Genomic DNA, 18,313 nt, shown 5'->3' with positions numbered 1-18,313 from the left:
AAAAGAAGGAGATTACGTATATGTCAGAAATTTTACACCGTTCATTAACTCGTCCGATTCGTGTCGGCAACGTCATCATCGGAGGATCTGATGAAGTCGTCATTCAGTCGATGACGACGACGAAAACGCACGACGTCGAAGCGACTGTCGCCGAAATTTTACGTCTTGAAGAAGCAGGTTGCCAAATCGTCCGCGTCGCTTGTCCAGATGAGCGAGCGGCCGACGCGCTCGCTGAAATCAAGAGTCGCATCAACATCCCGCTCGTCGTCGATATTCACTTCGACTACAAATTGGCGTTGAAAGCCATCGAAAGCGGTGTCGATAAGATTCGGATCAACCCCGGCAACATCGGTCGCCGCGAAAAAGTCGAAGCGGTCGTTAACGCCGCTAAAGCGAAAGGCATCCCGATCCGCATCGGTGTCAACGCCGGATCGCTCGAGAAGCAGTTCCTCGAAAAATACGGATATCCGACAGCTCAAGGCATGGTCGAAAGTGCGATGCATCACGTCAAGATTTTAGAGGACCTCGGTTTTTACAACACGATCATCTCGCTCAAAGCGTCTGACGTGAACCTTGCCCTCGAGGCGTACACGCTCGCCGCGAAGACGTTCGACTACCCGCTCCACGTCGGGATCACTGAATCAGGACCGCTGTTCTCAGGATCACTCAAATCAGCGGCCGGACTCGGTGCGATCCTCTCACTCGGAATCGGCTCGACGGTTCGTGTGTCGCTGTCTGACGACCCTGTCGAAGAGATCAAAGTCGCCAAAGAAGTGCTCAAGTCGTTCGGCCTAGCCGCTAACGCCGCGACGCTCATCTCTTGCCCGACATGCGGCCGCATCGAAATCGATTTGATCTCGATTGCGAAAGAAGTTGAAGAGTACATCCAAAACATTAACGTCAACATCAAAGTCGCCGTCCTCGGCTGCGCGGTCAACGGACCGGGTGAAGCACGTGAGGCGGACATCGGCATCGCCGGTGCCCGTAACGAAGGCCTGCTCTTCCGGCACGGGAAAATCATCCGTAAAGTACCGGAAGCAACGATGGTCGAAGAGTTGAAGAAAGAAATCGACGCCATAGTCGCCGAGAAACTTGCCGCGCGTGAGCTTGAAGAACAACAACTTGCCAACCAATCTAACTAATCTCTCGCCCGCTCGGTTGCAACCGAGCGGGCTTTTGATACAATGAGTGTTATGGCAAGGAGGAATCAAGATGCACATTGGGATAGATTTAGACGGAACCGTCACGGATCCGCAAAGTTGCTTTCACTATATGAACGACATGCTCGGTTACGCCATCGATTATCATCAGGCGACCGAATACGAGCTCCATACGTACACGAATATGACGCAACATGATTTTTGGACGTTCATGATCGAACACGGTCATGAAGAAGCCATCTATCGGCGTTCACTCCCGCACTCTGAAGTGAACGAAGTGCTCTGGCACATTCGGAAAACGCACCAACTTCACTACGTGACGGCGCGCAGCGAGGCCGTTCGCTCTGTCACCGAGGACTGGATCAAACAGTACGAACTGCCGCTCGACTCATTGATTATGACAGGCAGTCACGACAAAGTCGGCGTCGTCAAAGATCTCGCGCTCGACTTGTTCATGGAGGACCGCTATGAGAATGCCATCTCGATCCATGAACAGACATTGATTCCAGTGCTCTTGTTCGATGCCCCGTATAATCGTCGACCGTTACCGGACGGGGTGAAACGCATCACGTCTTGGAACGAGGCACTCCATCTCGTCGACCGCTTCGAGACTACAAAATCCATCATTACCCTATAAAAAAGAGGAATCCGCCGCTGGATTCCTCTTTTCTATACCCGTCCGATCGCCTCGATGACATCGCTCGCGAGAACGCTTGCCGGATGAATCCGTTCACTCGCCGACCTAGCGGCTAACGCGTGCCATAGGACGGCTTGTTCGTTCGGGGGCTGCTCCGGCTCGATCCGCGCACTCCGGGCCCAGAGCGCGAGCAGCATGCCGGTCAGGACGTCACCACTCCCGCCTTTCGAGAGTGCCGGTGCTGCGACCGTGTTGACGGCACCAGTCCCGTCTGGCGAAACGATCAACGTGTACGTCCCTTTTAGAATGAGATGAACCCCATGTTGCCTCGCAAAGTCTGATGCGGCCTTGAACCGGTCTGCCTCGATCATCTCGACCGTCTGTCCCGTCAACCGGGCAAGTTCACCGGGATGCGGGGTGAGCGTCAATGGGCCCGACGCCTGTAAGTGTTCCTTCGTCAGCGCACCGGCATCGACGATGATCGGCGTCGTCCGTTTCTTGACCGCTTGCCAAGCGTTCGTCAACCGTTCATCCTCGACCATGCCCGGACCGATCGCCGTCGCCGCATACCGCGCGTCCGGTATGGCGTCAATCTCGTAAAACATCGCCTCCGGTAACGTTGCAGCCAGTGCCATCGCCTCAGCCGGCACCGCCAAGTCGAGCAGCCCGAGTCCGCTCCGAAGGGCAGCCTGAGCCGCTAAAAACGGTGCCCCGATCAAGTGGCGGCTCCCGCCGACGAGCTGGCCGTGACCGTAAGTCGATTTATGGCCATATGGATCACGGGATAGCAGACCGCGGTCAAAATCGGCCTCCGTCAATACGCGCCAGTTCGACGTCTCAGGCAATCCGATGTCGATTCGTTCGACTTTCCCGTAAAACGGTGCGGTTTGATTCAAGAACGCACTACGCTTATAACCATGTAACGTCAACGTCTGATCGGCTTTGATCGCGTGACCGTCGAACCGGCTCGTCTCGTCGCTCGGCACACCGGACGGGACATCGACCGCGATCACCGTCGCCGCTTGGTCGCACATCCAGGTGATCACGTCTCTCGCTTTCCCGGTGACCGGTCCGTCAAGGCCGACTCCGAACAAGGCATCGATGATATAGTCCGCCTGTCTCGGATTATCTACGACCGGGACCACTTGCTTCGCTAACGCTGCGTGCGTCAAGGCTTCTGGCGATTTCGGCTCGCCGAGTGGTGCCCAGACGCTGACGTCATACCCACGCCGGTGCAGTTCACGGGCGATGACCCAACCGTCGCCCCCGTTATTCCCTCGTCCACAGACGACGAGGACGGACGCCTCTGCTCGAATCGCCAAACGATTCGTCAAGGCCAGCGCCGCTCGCTCCATCAAAACTTCAGGCGTCGTCCCGTGCGCAAAAGCCTGTTCATCCGCTCGCTTGATATCACTTGCCGTATAAATCATCGACTCACTCCTTCCTTATATGTACACAAAAAAGGAAGTTGCAGTAATCAACCTCCTTACTTACATTGTTTACAATACCCGTAAATCTCAAATTTATGATCGATGACCTCAAAATCGGGGTCAAGCGTCTCTATATAACGCATCGGGCAAAGTTCGAGCAGTTTCGTCTTGCCGCACCCGCGGCAGATCAAATGATGGTGGTGGTGCGATGAGCCACACGTGACCCGGAACGCTTTCTCACCGTTCAACTCGGTCGCTTCGAGCAACCCTTCCTCCGCAAACGACTTCAAGTTCCGGTAGACCGTATCAAAGCTCATCGTCGGATGTTTCGAACGCATATAGTCGAGGACGTCTTTCGCACTGATATAGCGCTCTTCGGCCGCCAAATAAGCGTACATCTCAATCCGTTTCGGCGTCACTTTCAATGACGACGACTGCAACCGTTCGATTTGTTCAGTCTGTTTCATGGAGTACTCCCTTCTTCCGTAACGAGCCGATCTTCTCAAACAACATGACGGCAGCCAAAATCAAGACGGCGAGCAAGACGATGACACCGCCCGGGGCGACGTCTAGTTCGTAGGCGAGTACAAGTCCCCCAATCGTCGCAAGCTCACCGAACACGATTGCCCAAACAATCGTCTGTTTGAAACTGTTCGTGAACCGGAGTGCGGCCGCGACCGGTAACGTGATCAAGCTTGAGACGAGCAACGTGCCGACGATCCGCATACTGACGGCGATGACGAGCGCGACGACGAACATGAACAACATGTGTAACAACGTGCTCGGCAATCCGGACACTTTCGCTTGTTCTTCATCGAACGACAAGAACAAGAGCTGTTTATAAAACACGACGATGACGATGACCGTGATGAGCGCGACAGCTAGAATCAAACCGATATCAGACGGACTGACCGCTGAAATCGAACCGAACAACAGCGTCGACAAATCGACCGAGAAGCCGCGCGACAACGAAATGAAGATCGCGCTCAGACCCATCCCCGCCGACATCATGATCGGGATCGACAGCTCTTGGAAATGGACGTACTTATTGCGGAGCCAATCGAGACCGAGCGCCGCGAGCACCGAGACGAGCGTCCCGAGGTAGAGCGGATTCAAGTCAGAGAAGAACAAGACATACTGTCCGAGAAACAAACTGAAGGAGATACCGGCGAGCGTCACGTGTGACAAAGCGTCGGCAATCAGACTCATCCGTCTGACGACGACGAAGGAACCGATCAACGGGGCCGTAAACCCGATGACGACGGCCGCTATGAACGCATAACGTAAAAAACTATAGGTTAACAAGTCGGCAATCATGACATACCTTCATGAACGAGGACTTTGACGGGATACGGCTTGATGGCGGCAAGTTCTCCTAGTTCGCTATACTCTTTCAACCCACAGTTACAGGCCATACGTCCCCGGTCAAGATGGACGACTTTCGTGACGAGGTCGGTGACGACGTTTAAATCGTGCGTGACGAGGATGAACGTGCACGACGTCTGCTCGCGCAACAAGTGGAGCACTTCATAAAAGTCCCGCAGATGCTTTTGGTCGACCCCGACCGTCGGCTCATCCAAGATGAGCAAATCGGGTTGGTTGACGATGGCCCGGGCGATGAACACACGCTGCTGTTGCCCACCGGACAGGCTTCCGATTTTGCGGTTCCGATACTGCCACATGTTGACCGTCTCGAGCGCATTTTGAATCGCGGCCTTATCTTCCATGTTCAATCGCTTGAACAGACCTAGCCGTCCGTACCGGCCCATGGCGACGACTTCTTCGACCGTCACCGGAAACCCAGAGTTAAATGACGCCGCTTTTTGGGAAACGTAACTGATACGGGACTTGTCCTTGAATTGGCCTTGCGGGCGACCGAACAGTTCGACCGTTCCCGCCTGCGGACTCAATAGACCAAGGATCGTCCGAATCAACGTCGACTTGCCTGACCCGTTCTCGCCGACGATGGCGACGAAATCACCTTGCTTGATGTCGATGGACACGTCCCGAAGTGCGGCCGTGCCATCGTAATAATACGAAACATGATCTAATTTTACGACAGATGTCGTCATGAGCTACCCTTCTCTCGTTTGATAAATCGTAATCATTTCTACTTGCTTGGCGTCTGTATTATACAGAATATTATTAAATGCTTCAAGTTTGAGAAGATCGCGGCGCTCGTCGTCACGCCTTCACACAAAATCAAGATGAGTTTGTCTAGTGTTCGTTGTACACTAGAGGTATCGCAGAGGGGGATTTACCGTGGAAAAAAAATTAGCAGTCATTGATATCGGGTCAAACTCGATTCGCAACGTCATTTTTGAAGTGAATCGACACGGCCAATATTTCGAACGGTTGAACGTGAAAGAAGTCGCTCGGCTCTCGAGTCACATCACCGATGCGAACGAACTGTCCGAACTGGGCATCCAATCGTTAATCGAGACACTCGACCATTTCATCAGCCTGAACAAGCATCATGGCGTCAAAGAGATGTTGCCGGTCGCGACCGCAGCCATCCGCAACGCCAGCAATTCTGAAGCGATTTTAAACGAGGTCCTTGACGCGACCGGGATGGAGATCCGCTTGTTGAGTGACTATGAAGAGGCGTATTACGGATACTCGGCCATCGTCAACTCGACTTATATCGAAGACGGCTATTCGGTCGACATCGGCGGCGGCTCAATGGAAGTGACTTACTTCAAAGACCGCGAGCTCGTCTTTTATCATAGTTTCCCGTTCGGTGCCGTCACGTTGACGAACGATTTTATGTCAGGCGACACGCTCTCGAAAGATGAGCGGAAACAACTGACTTCTTTCTTGAAGAAGGCGTTCAAAGACATCGATTGGCTCGTCCCTCACGGTGTTCCGCTTGTCGGCGTCGGCGGGACCGCCCGTAACCTCGTCCGCGTCGAACAGTCGTTGTCCCACTTCCCGCTTGAAGGCATCCATCAATATACGCTCGGTGCCGACCGGCTTCACGAAGTCGTCGATGAACTGATCGACATGTCGACGAAACAACTCGGACGACTCGATGGCCTGTCAAAAGACCGGATGGACATCATCGCTCCGGCAGTGACCGCAATCGATGAACTGGCCCGCTATTTAAAAGTGCCTGAGTTTACGATGAGCAATAACGGTCTGCGGGAAGGGCTATTTTATGAGTACTATTTAAAAGAGAACAACGAGATCCGTTTCGCTGATGTCAAAGAAGAAAGTTTCCGCCACTTCGAGAAACAATACGACGTCGACCCGGTCCGGCATCGTCATCTCGTCCATCTGGCCCGTCAAATTTATATGGGCTTGATCGAGGCGAAGACGATCAAACCAAAACCGTTCGAACCGGGACTGTTAGAAGCAGCTTGCCGTCTCGCTTACGTCGGTGAATACATCGACCATAACAACAAGAGCGACCATACGTTCCATTTGATCACGACCAATGACTTTAAAGGCATGAACAACGAAGACCGGCTCGCCCTGGCACTCGTCACGTCTTACAAGTCCCGGCGCCTGCTCGAACAGCATATCGAGGGCTTTCCTGAATGGTTCGACTCGAAAATGTTAAAAAGTCTAGAGCTGATCGGGTCAATCGTCAAACTTGTCGACGCGCTCGATTTGACCGAGCGTCAAGTCGTCGAGGACATCGACGTCGAGACAACAGACGACGGGCTTGCCTTCACCCTTCAAACAACGACGTCCCCGCGCTTTGAACTGCAGCGCGGCATCCGTCACAAAAAGCATTTAGAACGCGCGATCGAAACGACGATCGAGCTACGCGTAGAGGAGAGGATTACTTTATGACAACTTACTTACCCGAACATTTTAACAACCGCGAATTGAGCTGGCTCAGCTTTAACGAGCGCGTGCTCCAAGAAGCGATCGATGACCGCAATCCGCTCATGGAACGCCTCAAATTCCTCGGCATCTTCAGTGCAAACCTCGATGAGTTCTACATGGTCCGTTTCGGAGGACTGAAAGACGAGGTGCTCGCCGGATTCAACCAACCGGAGGACAAGGCCGGGCTGACACCGAAGCAGCAAATTAAAGCGATCTCGATCAAGGCTCAAGAACTCGTCGAAGTCCAATATGCGACGTATAAAAAAATCGTCAAACAGCTCGGAAACGAAAACGTCCGCTTTTTACGTCCGAAGCACTTGAACAAAGAGCAGCTTAATTTCGTCAAACTGTATTTCCGGACCCACGTCTTCCCGGTCTTGACACCGATTGCGGTCGATGCGTATCGTCCATTCCCGATGCTGTTGTCAAAATCGCTCAATATCGCCGTCGAAATCTCGTCGACCGCCGAAGGCAAAAAGCGACTCGCCCTCGTTCAAGTACCGGCCGTCCTACCACGTTTTCTCGAACTGCCGACAGAAGACGAAGAACATGCCGACTTGATGTTGCTCGAAGACGTCATCATCCAATTCATCGATTCGCTCTTCAAAGGCTTTGAAGTCGAGTCGACGATGCCGTTCCGGATCACCCGCAACGCTGATATGCCGTTCCATGAAGAAGGCAGTCACGATGTGTTGAAACAAATCGAGAAAGAACTGAAGAAACGCCGTTACGGCGTCGGTATCCGCCTCGAGGTCCAACAGCGTTCACTCAGTAAAGAACTGTTGTTTATGCTACAAGACGTCCTCGATCTGCACGAGCGCGATATTTTCGTCGTCGACGGACCAATCGATTTGACGTTCTTGTTTGGCATCTACAACAAGATCGGGATCGAATATGACGAGATGATCAATGAGACGCTCATCCCGTTCGTCCCGGAAGGACTCGAGCCCGGCAAGGACTTGTTCAAGGCCGTCTTGAAAAAGGATTACTTGCTCCATCACCCATACCATTCGTTCGACCCGGTCGTCCGCTTTATCGCCCAGGCCGCGAAAGACCCGAACGTCTTGGCCATCAAGCAGACGCTTTACCGTGTGTCTGGCGATTCACCGATCATTAAAGCGCTCACTGACGCTGCCGAGAGTGGCAAACAAGTCACCGTCCTCGTCGAACTGAAGGCCCGGTTCGATGAAGAGAAGAACATTCAATGGGCGAAACAGCTCGAGAAAGCCGGGGCCCACGTCATCTACGGCTATAAAGAGTTAAAAACGCACTCGAAGATCACGCTTGTCGTGCGGATTTTAGAAGGAGGTGTCCTCCAACGCTTCGTCCACCTCGGTACCGGTAACTACAACGACTCGACGGCGAAGCTTTATACGGACATCGGCTTGTTGACAACAAATGAGGACTTGGCCGAAGATGCGACCAACTTCTTCAACTGGCTCTCCGGTTACGGTGAACGACCGTCTTGGCACGAGTTCGAGACGTCGCCTGACGACATGCTCGACTTCTTCCTTCATAAGATTGAAGACGAAATCAAACTGCATGAGAAGTATGGGAATGGTCGCATCGTCGCCAAGATGAACTCGCTCACCGACAAGTCGATCATCACGAAGCTGTATGACGCGTCTCAAGCCGGGGTCAAGATCGATTTGATCATTCGCGGCATCTGCTGCCTGCGGCCGGGCATTAAAGGCGTCTCGGAAAATATTCGTGTCGTCTCGATCATCGACCGCTATCTAGAACATTCTCGCATCTTCTATTTCTATCAAAACGGGAAAGAAGACTTGTATTGCTCGTCCGCGGACTGGATGACCCGAAACATGAAAAAGCGCATCGAGATCTTGTTCCCAATCCTAGATGCGGGTCATAAGTCATACATTAAAGACATGCTCGCGCTACAGCTCGTCGATAACGTCAAAGCGCGGATCCAACGCGCCGATGGCAGTTACGTCTACATCAAACAAGAGCCCGGCCAAGAGAAAATTCAATCGCAGATCATTATCCATCAATATACAGGCGGCCGTTGGAACAACATCCCGAGCGTCTTCGAACGGGAGCCGTCGAACTGGGCCGAGCGTGAAGTGCTTCGCCTCCGGGCCGAAAACGAGAAAATGACTGATGACTGATGTTAGACTTCTCAAACGAGAAAGAACATTGTATAATTAGTTCGATTAGTCAGTTGAAACGCTTTCATTTTCGAATATGGAGGAATCATTCATGCAAGAAATCTTACTCTCGTTGCTCGCTGGCCTCATCTGTGGCATGATTTTCACTGCCTTGAAGTTGCCGTTGCCTGCCCCCCCGGTCTTGCCTGGCGTCATCGGAATCTTTGGCGTCTTTCTCGGGATGAAAGTTTACCAATTCGCACTCGCGAACTGGCCATTTTAAACAAAAAGAACGATGCCCGTGGGCATCGTTCTTTTTGTTACTCTGCATGATGGATCGCCTTATGACAAGTCGGACAGACCCACATCCCGCTGTCTCCTTCAAGATGGTACTCTAGCAGACGATGGGCCATCGCCCCATACCTGTCTGTCAAGTCGACTCCACAGCTCGTACAAGCCGTGACGGAAGCGATACGGTGCATCATCATTCGTTCCCGGGCTAGATGCGTCTCGTACGTTTGCCGTGTCCAGCGTTTGGATGGGACTTGATAACCGCGGTCCCACATATCTTTTAACGTCGCATATGACGTCGACACGTCGTACATACCACTCTTGAGCAGCGGATGATGAAAATCAAGGCCGACTAAATCGACGAGACAATAGTCTCGAACTTCATCGTCGGGACGCGTTCGCCAATACCGGTCGTCGGGGCGCGTCGTCGTCTCGACGAGCATGATCTCGACTTCCGCGACGATCCCATATCCAACGACTTCGATCAAGGCTGGTCCCTCAACGCTTCCTTCAATGTAAAACGGGCTCTGCTCGCGAAAGTATGTCGGGAGCGCCGCCCATACGTCATACGTCTCTGGATCGATCTTTAGCACGCTCATCGCTTATTGATGCGCGAGCGCGAATCGTTCGCGCCATTCGGCGTCGAACGCGCCTAACCGGAACATGTCGATCTCTTGCTTATACGGCGCGACTTTCGTCTTCTCGCTGATTGGAATGTAAGGTGTTTCAAGAATTTTTGGCAAATGCGCGAACGCCTCATGATGGATGATTCGGTTCAACGCGTCAAAACCGATCTCCCCGTAGCCGATGTTTTCGTGGCGGTCTTTTCTCGCCCCGCGCACGTTTTTCGAATCGTTGACGTGGATGACGCCGAGTCGGTCGATTCCGACGATGCGGTCAAACTCGGCAATCACGCCGTCTAAATCCCCCACGAGATCATACCCGGCGTCATGGACGTGGCACGTGTCGAAACAGACCGACAGCCGGTCGTTATGCGTCACTCCGTCGATGATCGTCGCGAGTTCTTCGAACGTCTTCCCGAGTTCGCTTCCTTTTCCTGCCATCGTCTCGAGGGCGATCTTCACCGTCTCGTCTCCGGTCAGCACTTCATTCAAGCCTTCGATGATGCGAGCGAGACCGACGTCTTCGCCGGCACCGACATGGGCACCTGGGTGAAGGACGACGTGACGGGCGACTTGTAGCGCCTCGGCCCGCTTGATTTCAGCCGCCAAAAACGAGACCGCGAGTTCGAACGTCTCGGGTTTCGTCGTATTGCCCAGGTTGATGATGTATGGGGCGTGGACGACGATCTCCTCGATGTCATGCGCCGCCATGTGGACGAGCGCCGCTTCGATATTTAACTCCTCGATCGGTTTACGGCGCGTGTTTTGAGGCGCGCCCGTATAGACCATCATCGTCGTCGCACCGTACGAGACGGCTTCCTCACTGCCAGCGAGCAGCATCTTCTTACCTGAAACCGAAACGTGTGAACCAATTTTTAACATAGTCAACTCTCCTTCGCAATCGTCTGCCTTTAGTGTACACAAAAAGAAGAACCGACTCCATGAAGTCGATTCTTCTGTTTAGTGATTACCGTCTGTTCTTCTTACGGGTCTCACGACGTTCCGTGCGCTGTTGTTGCATATGCTCACGCGAAGCCGTCTCTTTCAATTTATACTTGAACTTCTTCTTGTAGCCTGGTTTGACTTTCTTCTTCGCCTTCTTGATCTCACCGGCCATACGGCTGTGCGCCGTGTGCGATACTTTCATCTTACGGTCGGTCACGCGGCGTTTACGAGTCTTGATCTCTTGGAGCGTCCCGCCTTTGACATCGACATGTGTGAACGCGAAACCACGCTCTTCAAGTCGATTGATCGGGCCGTTCTCGTGATCTTCATACAGCGTATACGCTTCTCCGGTAGCACCGGCACGACCGGTCCGGCCGACACGGTGTGTGTAGAAGTCGAGATCTTTCGGGATACCGAAGTTGATGATGTGCGACACACCTTTAATATCAATCCCGCGGGCAGCCAAGTCGGTTGCGATCACGTATTGATATTTTGCATCGTTGATGTCTTTGATCGCTTGCTTACGACGACGGGCTTGCATGTCGCCATGAAGCGTCCCGACGTTGAGGCCTGCCTCACGGAACGACTTCTCGAGCTCGTCCGCGTCTTGTTTCGTGTTCGTGAACACGAGGCAGACGAACGGATTGATCGCTTTGGCCACTTCGACAGTCAATTCTTTGCGGTCGCGGTGACGGACCGGGATGACGTGGTGCTTGATCTTCGGTGCGACGCGGTGCTCGGCACTCGCTTCCGCGTAGCGCGGGTCGTGAAGATATTTCTTCAAGAACGGCTCGAGCTTCTCTGGGATTGTCGCTGAGAAGACCATCGTTTGCAGTCTTTCCGGAAGCGACTGCGCGATGCGGTCCACTTCTGGCAAGAAGCCCATATCAAGCATTTGATCGGCTTCATCGACGACGAAATGTTTGACTTTATGCGGGAACAACGCCTGAACTTTCATCAAGTCGAGTAGACGGCCTGGCGTCCCGATGATCAACTGTGGTGGGTTTTTCATCTTGTCGATTTGACGTTCGCGGTCAGTTCCACCGACGATCAAACTCGTCTTAATATAGTCAGGCTGCTTCACGAGGAGTGTTTTCAACTCTTCGTGGATCTGCCAGGCGAGTTCGCGTGTCGGTGCGACAACGATCGCCTGGACTTCGTGTTCGCTCGGGTCGATCGATTCTAAAATAGGTAAGAGGAACGCGAGTGTCTTCCCGGTCCCGGTTTGTGATTTTCCAATAATGTCACGGCCATTCATCGCGGCTGGAATAATCCGTGCCTGAATGTCCGTTGGGTTAGTGATGCGCTTTTCTGTCAAGGCATCGACGATAAACGGTAACAATTTGAACTGTTGGAAGCTGTTCAATCGATACACCTCCTGTTTCTTTCCACTTTTCCTAGCATAGCGGAATCTAGTTATTTGTCAATTAATCTTTACCGAGTCCTTCATACAAGTAACTCGATGAATAGTAGTGTGCCGAGATTTTTTTACCGCTCAAATGCTGTTCGAGCGCTTTGAACCCGACTTCAATCATTTCGTTCGGGGATTGCACGACCGTCGCATCGACTTTCCCGCTATGAATCAACGGGTAAATCTCTGTCACACCGTCTACCGACACGATTGTCTTGTCATTTAGTCTCTTGCTCTCGAGCGCCCTCACGACCCCGAACGTGTTGTCGTCGTTATGGGAAAACACGGCGTCGAACGGGATGTCTTCCTCGAGCCAGCGCGACATCTCGATCTCGGCTTGGAACGTATCGTAGTTACCCGTGAGCGAGGCCACGACCTCGAGGTCGTCATGGGCTTTATCGTACTCGGTCAACCCGAGGCTACGGTCGATGGTCGAGCGGACTTTTGCCGTTCCCCTCACTTCGACGACACGGATCGGCCGATCGAGTGCGGTATGTTGGGCGGCAATATGGTTGGCGGCCATCCGCCCGATTTCAACGTTATCGGACACGACGGACGTGAGCACGCTATCGTGGTCGATCATCCGGTCGATCGCGATAATCGGGATCCCTTTGTCTCTCGCCTTTTCGAGCGATGATTGAATGAATGTCTCGTCAAGCGTCGTCACGAAGATGGCTTTGACACCGCGCTCGATCAAAGAATCCAATTTCTCTTTTTCTAAGACACGTGAATCTTCACTTGTCGTCGGAATCGGAATGAACCCTTTTTGATTGGCCGTTCGTACAAAGGCGGCTAACAACTTATTGGCGTGTTCGTGTTTTTCACTGACGAACACGAAGCCGACCTCATTGTTCGTCGTCACGCGTTCCGGCAACTGGATCGACGTGATCAATAAAATCGTCATGGCCCAGACGACGGGAATCCAAAGCCAGTAATAGTGGAAGCCTTTCATACGTTTGTCCGCCTTGGGATTTTAATCATCATCGCCGTACCTTCTCCTTCAACGCTCTCGATTTCCATTTGACCGTTTACGGCTTTTAATGATTCTCGAATCATGTACAGCCCTAGCCCGTTGCCGTTCTCTTTCGTCGTATAGAACGCCGACCCGACCGTGTTCACTTGATCTTTCGTCATCCCGATTCCGTTATCCTCAATCAAGAACCGATAATCCTGCTCCGTGAAGAGGACCGTGACCGTGACGCTACCGTCCGCCCCTTTTGAATCGACGGCTTCGACGGCGTTTTTAAACAAGTTGTAGATGGTTTGGATGAGCATGTCGCTCGAACAGTAGAACGGCGGCATCTCGTTCGGAACAATCAGTTCCCACTTCGTCGCCCGTTTATAACATTCGGCGTCGAGTAAGAACTCGAGCCGACTCGCAAATTCGGTCATGTCGAGCCACTCTTCTTGAAGCTTGGATTGATCTGGTTTGGCGAGCGTGAGCATCGTCGTAATCAAATGGTTAGCCCGATTGAGCTCGGACAGTGCAAGGTCGAGCATTTCTTCACTACCATGACCTTCTTTCGCCATCTGCAAGGTGATTTGGACAGGTGTGAGCGGGTTACGGATCTCGTGAGCGATCCCGGCCGCGAGTTGACCGAGCGAGGCGAGCTTCTCTTGTTGGAGCAAGAGCTGTTGTTGGCTCAACTGCTCACGTCGAGCCGTCTCCATCCGGTTCGAGTAGTCGTTATACGTATCGAGGAGCGTCTGGACTTCTTTTGAACCGGTCCGTTCGAGTAAAATCGGTTCGAGTGACTGTTGTTTCTTGATGTTTTGAACGAGTTCGAGCAGCGGGCTCGTCAATGTCTTCGAGAGAAGGAGACCGACTAAAATACTTAAGAAGAAAGTGACGAGCGTAATCATCAAATATTGCCAACGTGTATCATAGACCGCCTCATAAACCGAATCCGTGCTATGCTTGGCCAATACGCTCCATCCGTTCACTCGAGCGTCCGGTTCGAACATGATGACGTCGTCTTCGGTACTTAAAATCGTCCGAACGTCATACTCATCCGTCGTTTCGACGATTGAGCGTGACAACCTTCGCTCCGCATCCGTGACGAGGTTAAACGATGTCGATAACACTTCTCCCCGCTCATTTAAGAGGTAGAGAATCATATCATCGTTCGTGGATTCGAGCATGCGCCGATAGAGGTCCGAGTTAAGCACACTGATGCTTCCACCAAACATGCCAATCGGTCGGTTGTCCTCGATGACGGGTACGTAAAGATACGTGCCGGCATCACCAGAAATCGATACCGGGTCACTCATGAATAAATCGTCGCCGTTCGAAGTGATGACTTCTTTAAATTTCGGATCAGCCTTTAACGTCATCGCGGGGACTTGCCGTTGCGAATACCAAGTGAATTCATCTTCTCGTAAATCATAGTAAAAGATCGAAGTGAAACTCGTTCGTTGGTTCAAGTAACCCGTCCGAATCCGCTCTTCAATCAAAGGTTCGTTTCCAACATAAGCACCAAGGTAGACGAGGTCTTCATACAATTTCCCAAGCCTTGTCTCGAGGTTCTCGATACTCCCATCAATCGCATAGTCAAATTGTTCTTTCGCCAATTCTTCCGCGCGGGACACCGTCACGCGATCGGCAGAGAAAGCTAGTGATGAGATGACGAGTCCAAGAATGATAAAGATAATAAATGTGATTTGAAAGAAGTACGATTTTCGAACTTCAAGCAATGTTCTCAAGCGTTCCACGGTGTCCCTCCTTTCTAACCTTAAGATTATAGCATGAATACACGCAATTCTTTTCGTATTTTCGAAACAATGTTAGACTAATACGTAGGAAAGCATCGCGAAAGGAGCGTTCATCACGAAATGAAAGTTAAAAAAATTAGCCCACGCGGATACTGCTATGGCGTCGTCGATGCCATGAAATTAGCGAATGAAGCCGTGGCCAACCCAGATTTACCACGGCCTATCCATATACTCGGTATGATCGTCCATAACCGTCACGTCACCCAAGCGTTTGAAGACTTAGGCGTCAAGACCGTAGACGGTGAGGATCGGATGCAAGCAGTTGAAACAATCGACAAAGGGACCGTCGTGTTTACGGCCCACGGTATCTCCCCGCTCGTTCGGAAGCGTGCCATCGAAAAAGGACTGACGATTGTCGATGCGTCTTGTCCTGACGTTCTCGTCACGCACGATTTAATTCGTGAGAAGACAGCGGCCGACTACGAAGTCATCTATATCGGCAAGCACGGTCACCCCGAACCTGAAGGCGCGATGGGTGTCGCCCCTGGAAAAGTCCATCTCGTCCAGTACGAGAGCGATTTTGAGGCGTTGCCAGATCGTTTGTTAGACGCAAACATTCTCGTCACGAACCAGACGACAATGAGCCAATGGGACGTTTCGGCATTGATCGACCTCATTCAAGAACGCTATCCTCACGTCGAGGTGCATAACGAGATTTGTAACGCGACACAAGTTCGTCAGGAAGCAGTCGCCGAACAGGCCGGCGACTGCGACTTGCTCATCGTCGTCGGTGATCCGAAATCGAACAACTCGAACCGCCTCGCCCAAGTCTCTAAAGAGATTGCCGGGACGAATGCCTATCGCATCGGTGATTTGAGTGAGCTCGATCTCAATTGGCTTCAAGACGTCGAAACGGTCGCGGTCACATCGGGCGCGTCGACACCGACGCCGATCACGAAAAAAGTCATCGACTTTTTGACGCAGTACGACCGTGATGACTTGAGCACACACGACAAGACACCTTATCTCGAACTGCGAAACATTTTGCCTAGAGTGAAGGCGCTTCGCAAATGACAAGCAACCCCCGTCCTCATGCATGAGGGCGGGGGTTGTGTTCGGTTTCAGCGGAACTTAAAAGGGTTCGTGTTCGTAGCGGAAACGAGGAGCTCGACCTCGAGTTTTGCTGCCGTGAACTTCTGTTGCAAGACGTCGACGACGCCTTGTTTCATCACGCTCTCGACGTGATGACCCGGGTCGACCACGGCGAGCCCGAGCGCCATCGCGTCGTGGGCGACATGGAAATATAAGTCACCGGTCACGTAGGCGTCGGCTCCCTTGAAGTGCGCGGCCGAGACGTACTTGTTGCCGTCACCACCGAGCACGGCCACTTTTTTGATCGTTCGGTCCAAGTCGCCGACGACCCGCACCGCTTCGACACCAAAGCTTGCTTTGACATGTTCCGAAAATTCAGCGAGCGTCAGCGGCTTGTCGAGTCGACCGATGCGGCCGAGACCTAGGACAGGCCCTGCAATCTCATCCCGAATCAAGTCATGAGCGACCTCTTCGTAAGGGTGGGCGTCAAACATCGCTTTTAACACCCGCTTCTTCTTACTTTCGGTAACGATTGTCTCGATCTTCACTTCATCGACTTGCTCCGTTTTCCCGATTTGCCCGAGGTACGGGTCGGCCAAGTCGAGAGGGGTGAACTGCCCTTTCCCTGTGACCGTGAATTGGCAATCGCCGTAATTCCCGATCCGACCGGCTCCGGCCTTGCCTAACGCTTTAGACACGGCGGACTGATGTGTCTCCGGGACGAAGACCGACAATTTATACACCGGCTCTTCATACGTCGGGACGAGCACTTCGGTCTCATGTAATCCGAGTGCCTCGCTCATCCAGTCGTTGACCCCACCCTCACAGACGTCTAAATTCGTATGGGCGACGTAGACGGCGATGTCGTTTTGAAGACATTTCATGACGATTCGACCGGCGGCGTTGCGATCGGTCACTTGGGTGAGCGCACTAAAGATCGGCGGATGATGCGCGATAATCAAGTCCACCTCTTGTTCGATGGCTTCGTCGACGACCGACTCGAGCACGTCGAGCGTGACCATGACCCGATTCACTTGTTTATTCAGCGTACCGATCTGCAGGCCGATCTTGTCGCCTTCGACCGCGAGGTGTTTCGGCGCGAACTCTTCAAACAGTTGGATGATATGATTTCCGTTTGCCATCACTGACTCACCTCTCTCATTTTGTCGCGTAACGTTTTGAACTCCTCCTGCTTCCGGACGAGCGCCTCGGTCTGGGCGCCTGCGGCCATTTGACCGAGCACGTAATCCAATTTGTCCGCTTCCCGGCCCCACTTCAACTTGAACGGTTCAGGACGAGTCTTCAGCAACTCCGGCCCGAACATAAGCTGCCACGTCCGCTCCGCCTCGTCCGCACTGTAACGCGTTTCTGTGCCCCGCTCTCCGACAAGAATCTCATATATTTTATCGTTCTCCTCGACGATCGTTTCCGTGACGAGCGTAAAACCTGATACAAGCAACCATTCCCGAACTTGCTGTCCATCGACGTTCGGTTGCAACACGAGTCGTTTGACCGCGCCTAACTTATCCCGTCCGTTCTCTAAGATCGAGCGGATCAAGCTTCCGCCCATCCCACAGATCGAGATACATGTTGCCTCGTCTTCCTTCAGGACCGCCAATCCGTCACCGAGCCGGACGTCAATCTTGTCCGATGCGCCGATCAAATCGACTTGGGCTTTGGCCGCTTCCATCGGTCCTTGATTCACTTCTCCGGCGATGGCCCGGTCGATGATTCCTTGCTGTACGAGATAACACGGGACGTAAGCGTGGTCGGAACCGATATCGGCTAAAATGCTTCCAGCTGGTATAAAATCGACGACTCGTTTCAGTCGCCGGTCTAACGTGACTTGTTCTTGCATGGGGACAACTCCTTTTGTCTACTACTTCTTCTTTAGGGTAACGAAATATTCTTGTCCGGACAACAAAAAACGTACCCCAGAAGGAGTATGAACTGAGCCCTGTTTTTCGGACAGTTTAATAAAAAGTGCGTCGTCTTTTATGCGGCGATCAGATGGCTCCGGTATTGCTCCGGAGTCATTTTTTTTAGGTTCCATTGCTTGCGTTCACTATTGTA

Annotated in this window: 17 protein-coding genes; 6 read left to right on the top strand and 11 right to left on the bottom strand. The window is 52.5% G+C overall.

Features of this window, described 5'->3' with window-relative positions:
• The first annotated feature begins 20 nt into the window (after window positions 1-20).
• Together ispG and EVJ28_RS04905 are read left to right on the top strand one after the other, a co-directional pair.
• A complete protein-coding gene (gene ispG, locus EVJ28_RS04910; protein ID WP_016508052.1) occupies window positions 21-1,142 on the top strand; it encodes a flavodoxin-dependent (E)-4-hydroxy-3-methylbut-2-enyl-diphosphate synthase in 1,122 nt (373 codons plus the stop codon).
• Between the two features lie 70 nt (window positions 1,143-1,212).
• The gene (locus EVJ28_RS04905; RefSeq protein ID WP_236634044.1) at window positions 1,213-1,797 is read left to right on the top strand and encodes a hypothetical protein; all 585 of its coding nucleotides are present in this window, start codon (window positions 1,213-1,215) and stop codon (window positions 1,795-1,797) included.
• Window positions 1,798-1,829: 32 nt separating this feature from the next.
• On the opposite strand, the gene EVJ28_RS04900 is transcribed toward EVJ28_RS04905, so the two are convergent.
• The 4 genes from EVJ28_RS04900 to EVJ28_RS04885 are packed head-to-tail and all read right to left on the bottom strand — an operon-like array spanning window position 1,830 to window position 5,299.
• Entirely contained in the window at window positions 1,830-3,227 is a 1,398-nt protein-coding gene (locus tag EVJ28_RS04900; protein ID WP_131488176.1) for an NAD(P)H-hydrate dehydratase, read from the bottom strand.
• Window positions 3,228-3,283: 56 nt separating this feature from the next.
• Window positions 3,284-3,694 carry a Fur family transcriptional regulator gene (locus tag EVJ28_RS04895; RefSeq protein ID WP_131488174.1) on the bottom strand — a complete coding sequence of 137 codons (411 nt, stop codon included), beginning with the start codon at window positions 3,692-3,694 and terminating at the stop codon, window positions 3,284-3,286.
• Window positions 3,681-4,544 (bottom strand): metal ABC transporter permease, encoded by an 864-nt coding sequence (locus EVJ28_RS04890; RefSeq protein WP_131488172.1) that lies wholly within the window; start codon window positions 4,542-4,544, stop codon window positions 3,681-3,683. Before EVJ28_RS04890 ends, EVJ28_RS04895 begins: the two co-directional genes overlap by 14 nt.
• A complete protein-coding gene (locus EVJ28_RS04885; protein WP_070327013.1) occupies window positions 4,541-5,299 on the bottom strand; it encodes a metal ABC transporter ATP-binding protein in 759 nt (252 codons plus the stop codon). Before EVJ28_RS04885 ends, EVJ28_RS04890 begins: the two co-directional genes overlap by 4 nt.
• Window positions 5,300-5,489: 190 nt before the next feature.
• Between EVJ28_RS04885 and EVJ28_RS04880 the strand changes: the two genes are divergently transcribed.
• The 3 genes from EVJ28_RS04880 (at window position 5,490) to EVJ28_RS04870 (ending at window position 9,449) form a co-directional block, all read left to right on the top strand.
• Window positions 5,490-7,025, top strand: coding sequence for a Ppx/GppA family phosphatase (locus EVJ28_RS04880; protein WP_131488170.1), 1,536 nt, complete (start codon window positions 5,490-5,492; stop codon window positions 7,023-7,025).
• The gene (locus tag EVJ28_RS04875) at window positions 7,022-9,187 is read left to right on the top strand and encodes an RNA degradosome polyphosphate kinase (RefSeq protein WP_131488167.1); all 2,166 of its coding nucleotides are present in this window, start codon (window positions 7,022-7,024) and stop codon (window positions 9,185-9,187) included. Before EVJ28_RS04880 ends, EVJ28_RS04875 begins: the two co-directional genes overlap by 4 nt.
• Before the next feature lie 91 nt (window positions 9,188-9,278).
• On the top strand, window positions 9,279-9,449 hold the full coding sequence (locus EVJ28_RS04870) for a DUF1427 family protein (protein WP_021065708.1): 171 nt from the start codon (window positions 9,279-9,281) through the stop codon (window positions 9,447-9,449).
• A gap of 37 nt (window positions 9,450-9,486) precedes the next feature.
• On the opposite strand, the gene EVJ28_RS04865 is transcribed toward EVJ28_RS04870, so the two are convergent.
• The 5 genes from EVJ28_RS04865 to EVJ28_RS04845 form a co-directional block, all read right to left on the bottom strand.
• Window positions 9,487-10,056, bottom strand: a complete 570-nt coding sequence (locus tag EVJ28_RS04865; RefSeq protein ID WP_131488165.1) for a hypothetical protein — start codon at window positions 10,054-10,056, stop codon at window positions 9,487-9,489.
• 3 nt (window positions 10,057-10,059) lie between these two features.
• Window positions 10,060-10,962 (bottom strand): deoxyribonuclease IV, encoded by a 903-nt coding sequence (locus EVJ28_RS04860; RefSeq protein ID WP_131442975.1) that lies wholly within the window; start codon window positions 10,960-10,962, stop codon window positions 10,060-10,062.
• 85 nt (window positions 10,963-11,047) lie between these two features.
• Entirely contained in the window at window positions 11,048-12,391 is a 1,344-nt protein-coding gene (locus EVJ28_RS04855; RefSeq protein ID WP_071397764.1) for a DEAD/DEAH box helicase, read from the bottom strand.
• 61 nt (window positions 12,392-12,452) lie between these two features.
• The gene (locus tag EVJ28_RS04850) at window positions 12,453-13,388 is read right to left on the bottom strand and encodes a sugar ABC transporter substrate-binding protein (RefSeq protein WP_131488163.1); all 936 of its coding nucleotides are present in this window, start codon (window positions 13,386-13,388) and stop codon (window positions 12,453-12,455) included.
• Window positions 13,385-15,148 (bottom strand): sensor histidine kinase, encoded by a 1,764-nt coding sequence (locus EVJ28_RS04845; protein ID WP_131488161.1) that lies wholly within the window; start codon window positions 15,146-15,148, stop codon window positions 13,385-13,387. The genes EVJ28_RS04850 and EVJ28_RS04845 overlap by 4 nt, the downstream gene beginning before the upstream one ends.
• Before the next feature lie 120 nt (window positions 15,149-15,268).
• Between EVJ28_RS04845 and EVJ28_RS04840 the strand changes: the two genes are divergently transcribed.
• Window positions 15,269-16,222, top strand: a complete 954-nt coding sequence (locus tag EVJ28_RS04840; protein ID WP_131488159.1) for a 4-hydroxy-3-methylbut-2-enyl diphosphate reductase — start codon at window positions 15,269-15,271, stop codon at window positions 16,220-16,222.
• 47 nt (window positions 16,223-16,269) lie between these two features.
• Here EVJ28_RS04840 and EVJ28_RS04835 read toward each other — a convergent pair whose 3' ends face one another.
• Window positions 16,270-17,382: a Nif3-like dinuclear metal center hexameric protein gene (locus tag EVJ28_RS04835; protein ID WP_131467827.1), complete on the bottom strand. Its 1,113-nt coding sequence runs from the start codon at window positions 17,380-17,382 to the stop codon at window positions 16,270-16,272.
• Window positions 17,382-18,098, bottom strand: coding sequence for a tRNA (adenine(22)-N(1))-methyltransferase (locus EVJ28_RS04830; RefSeq protein WP_131488157.1), 717 nt, complete (start codon window positions 18,096-18,098; stop codon window positions 17,382-17,384). The genes EVJ28_RS04835 and EVJ28_RS04830 overlap by 1 nt, the downstream gene beginning before the upstream one ends.
• Window positions 18,099-18,313 lie beyond the last annotated feature (215 nt).

It is taken from the genome of Exiguobacterium sp. SH3S3 (assembly GCF_004337115.1).
Lineage (GTDB): Bacteria > Bacillota > Bacilli > Exiguobacteriales > Exiguobacteriaceae > Exiguobacterium > Exiguobacterium aurantiacum_A.
This window is presented reverse-complemented; position numbering and strand designations above follow the sequence as displayed.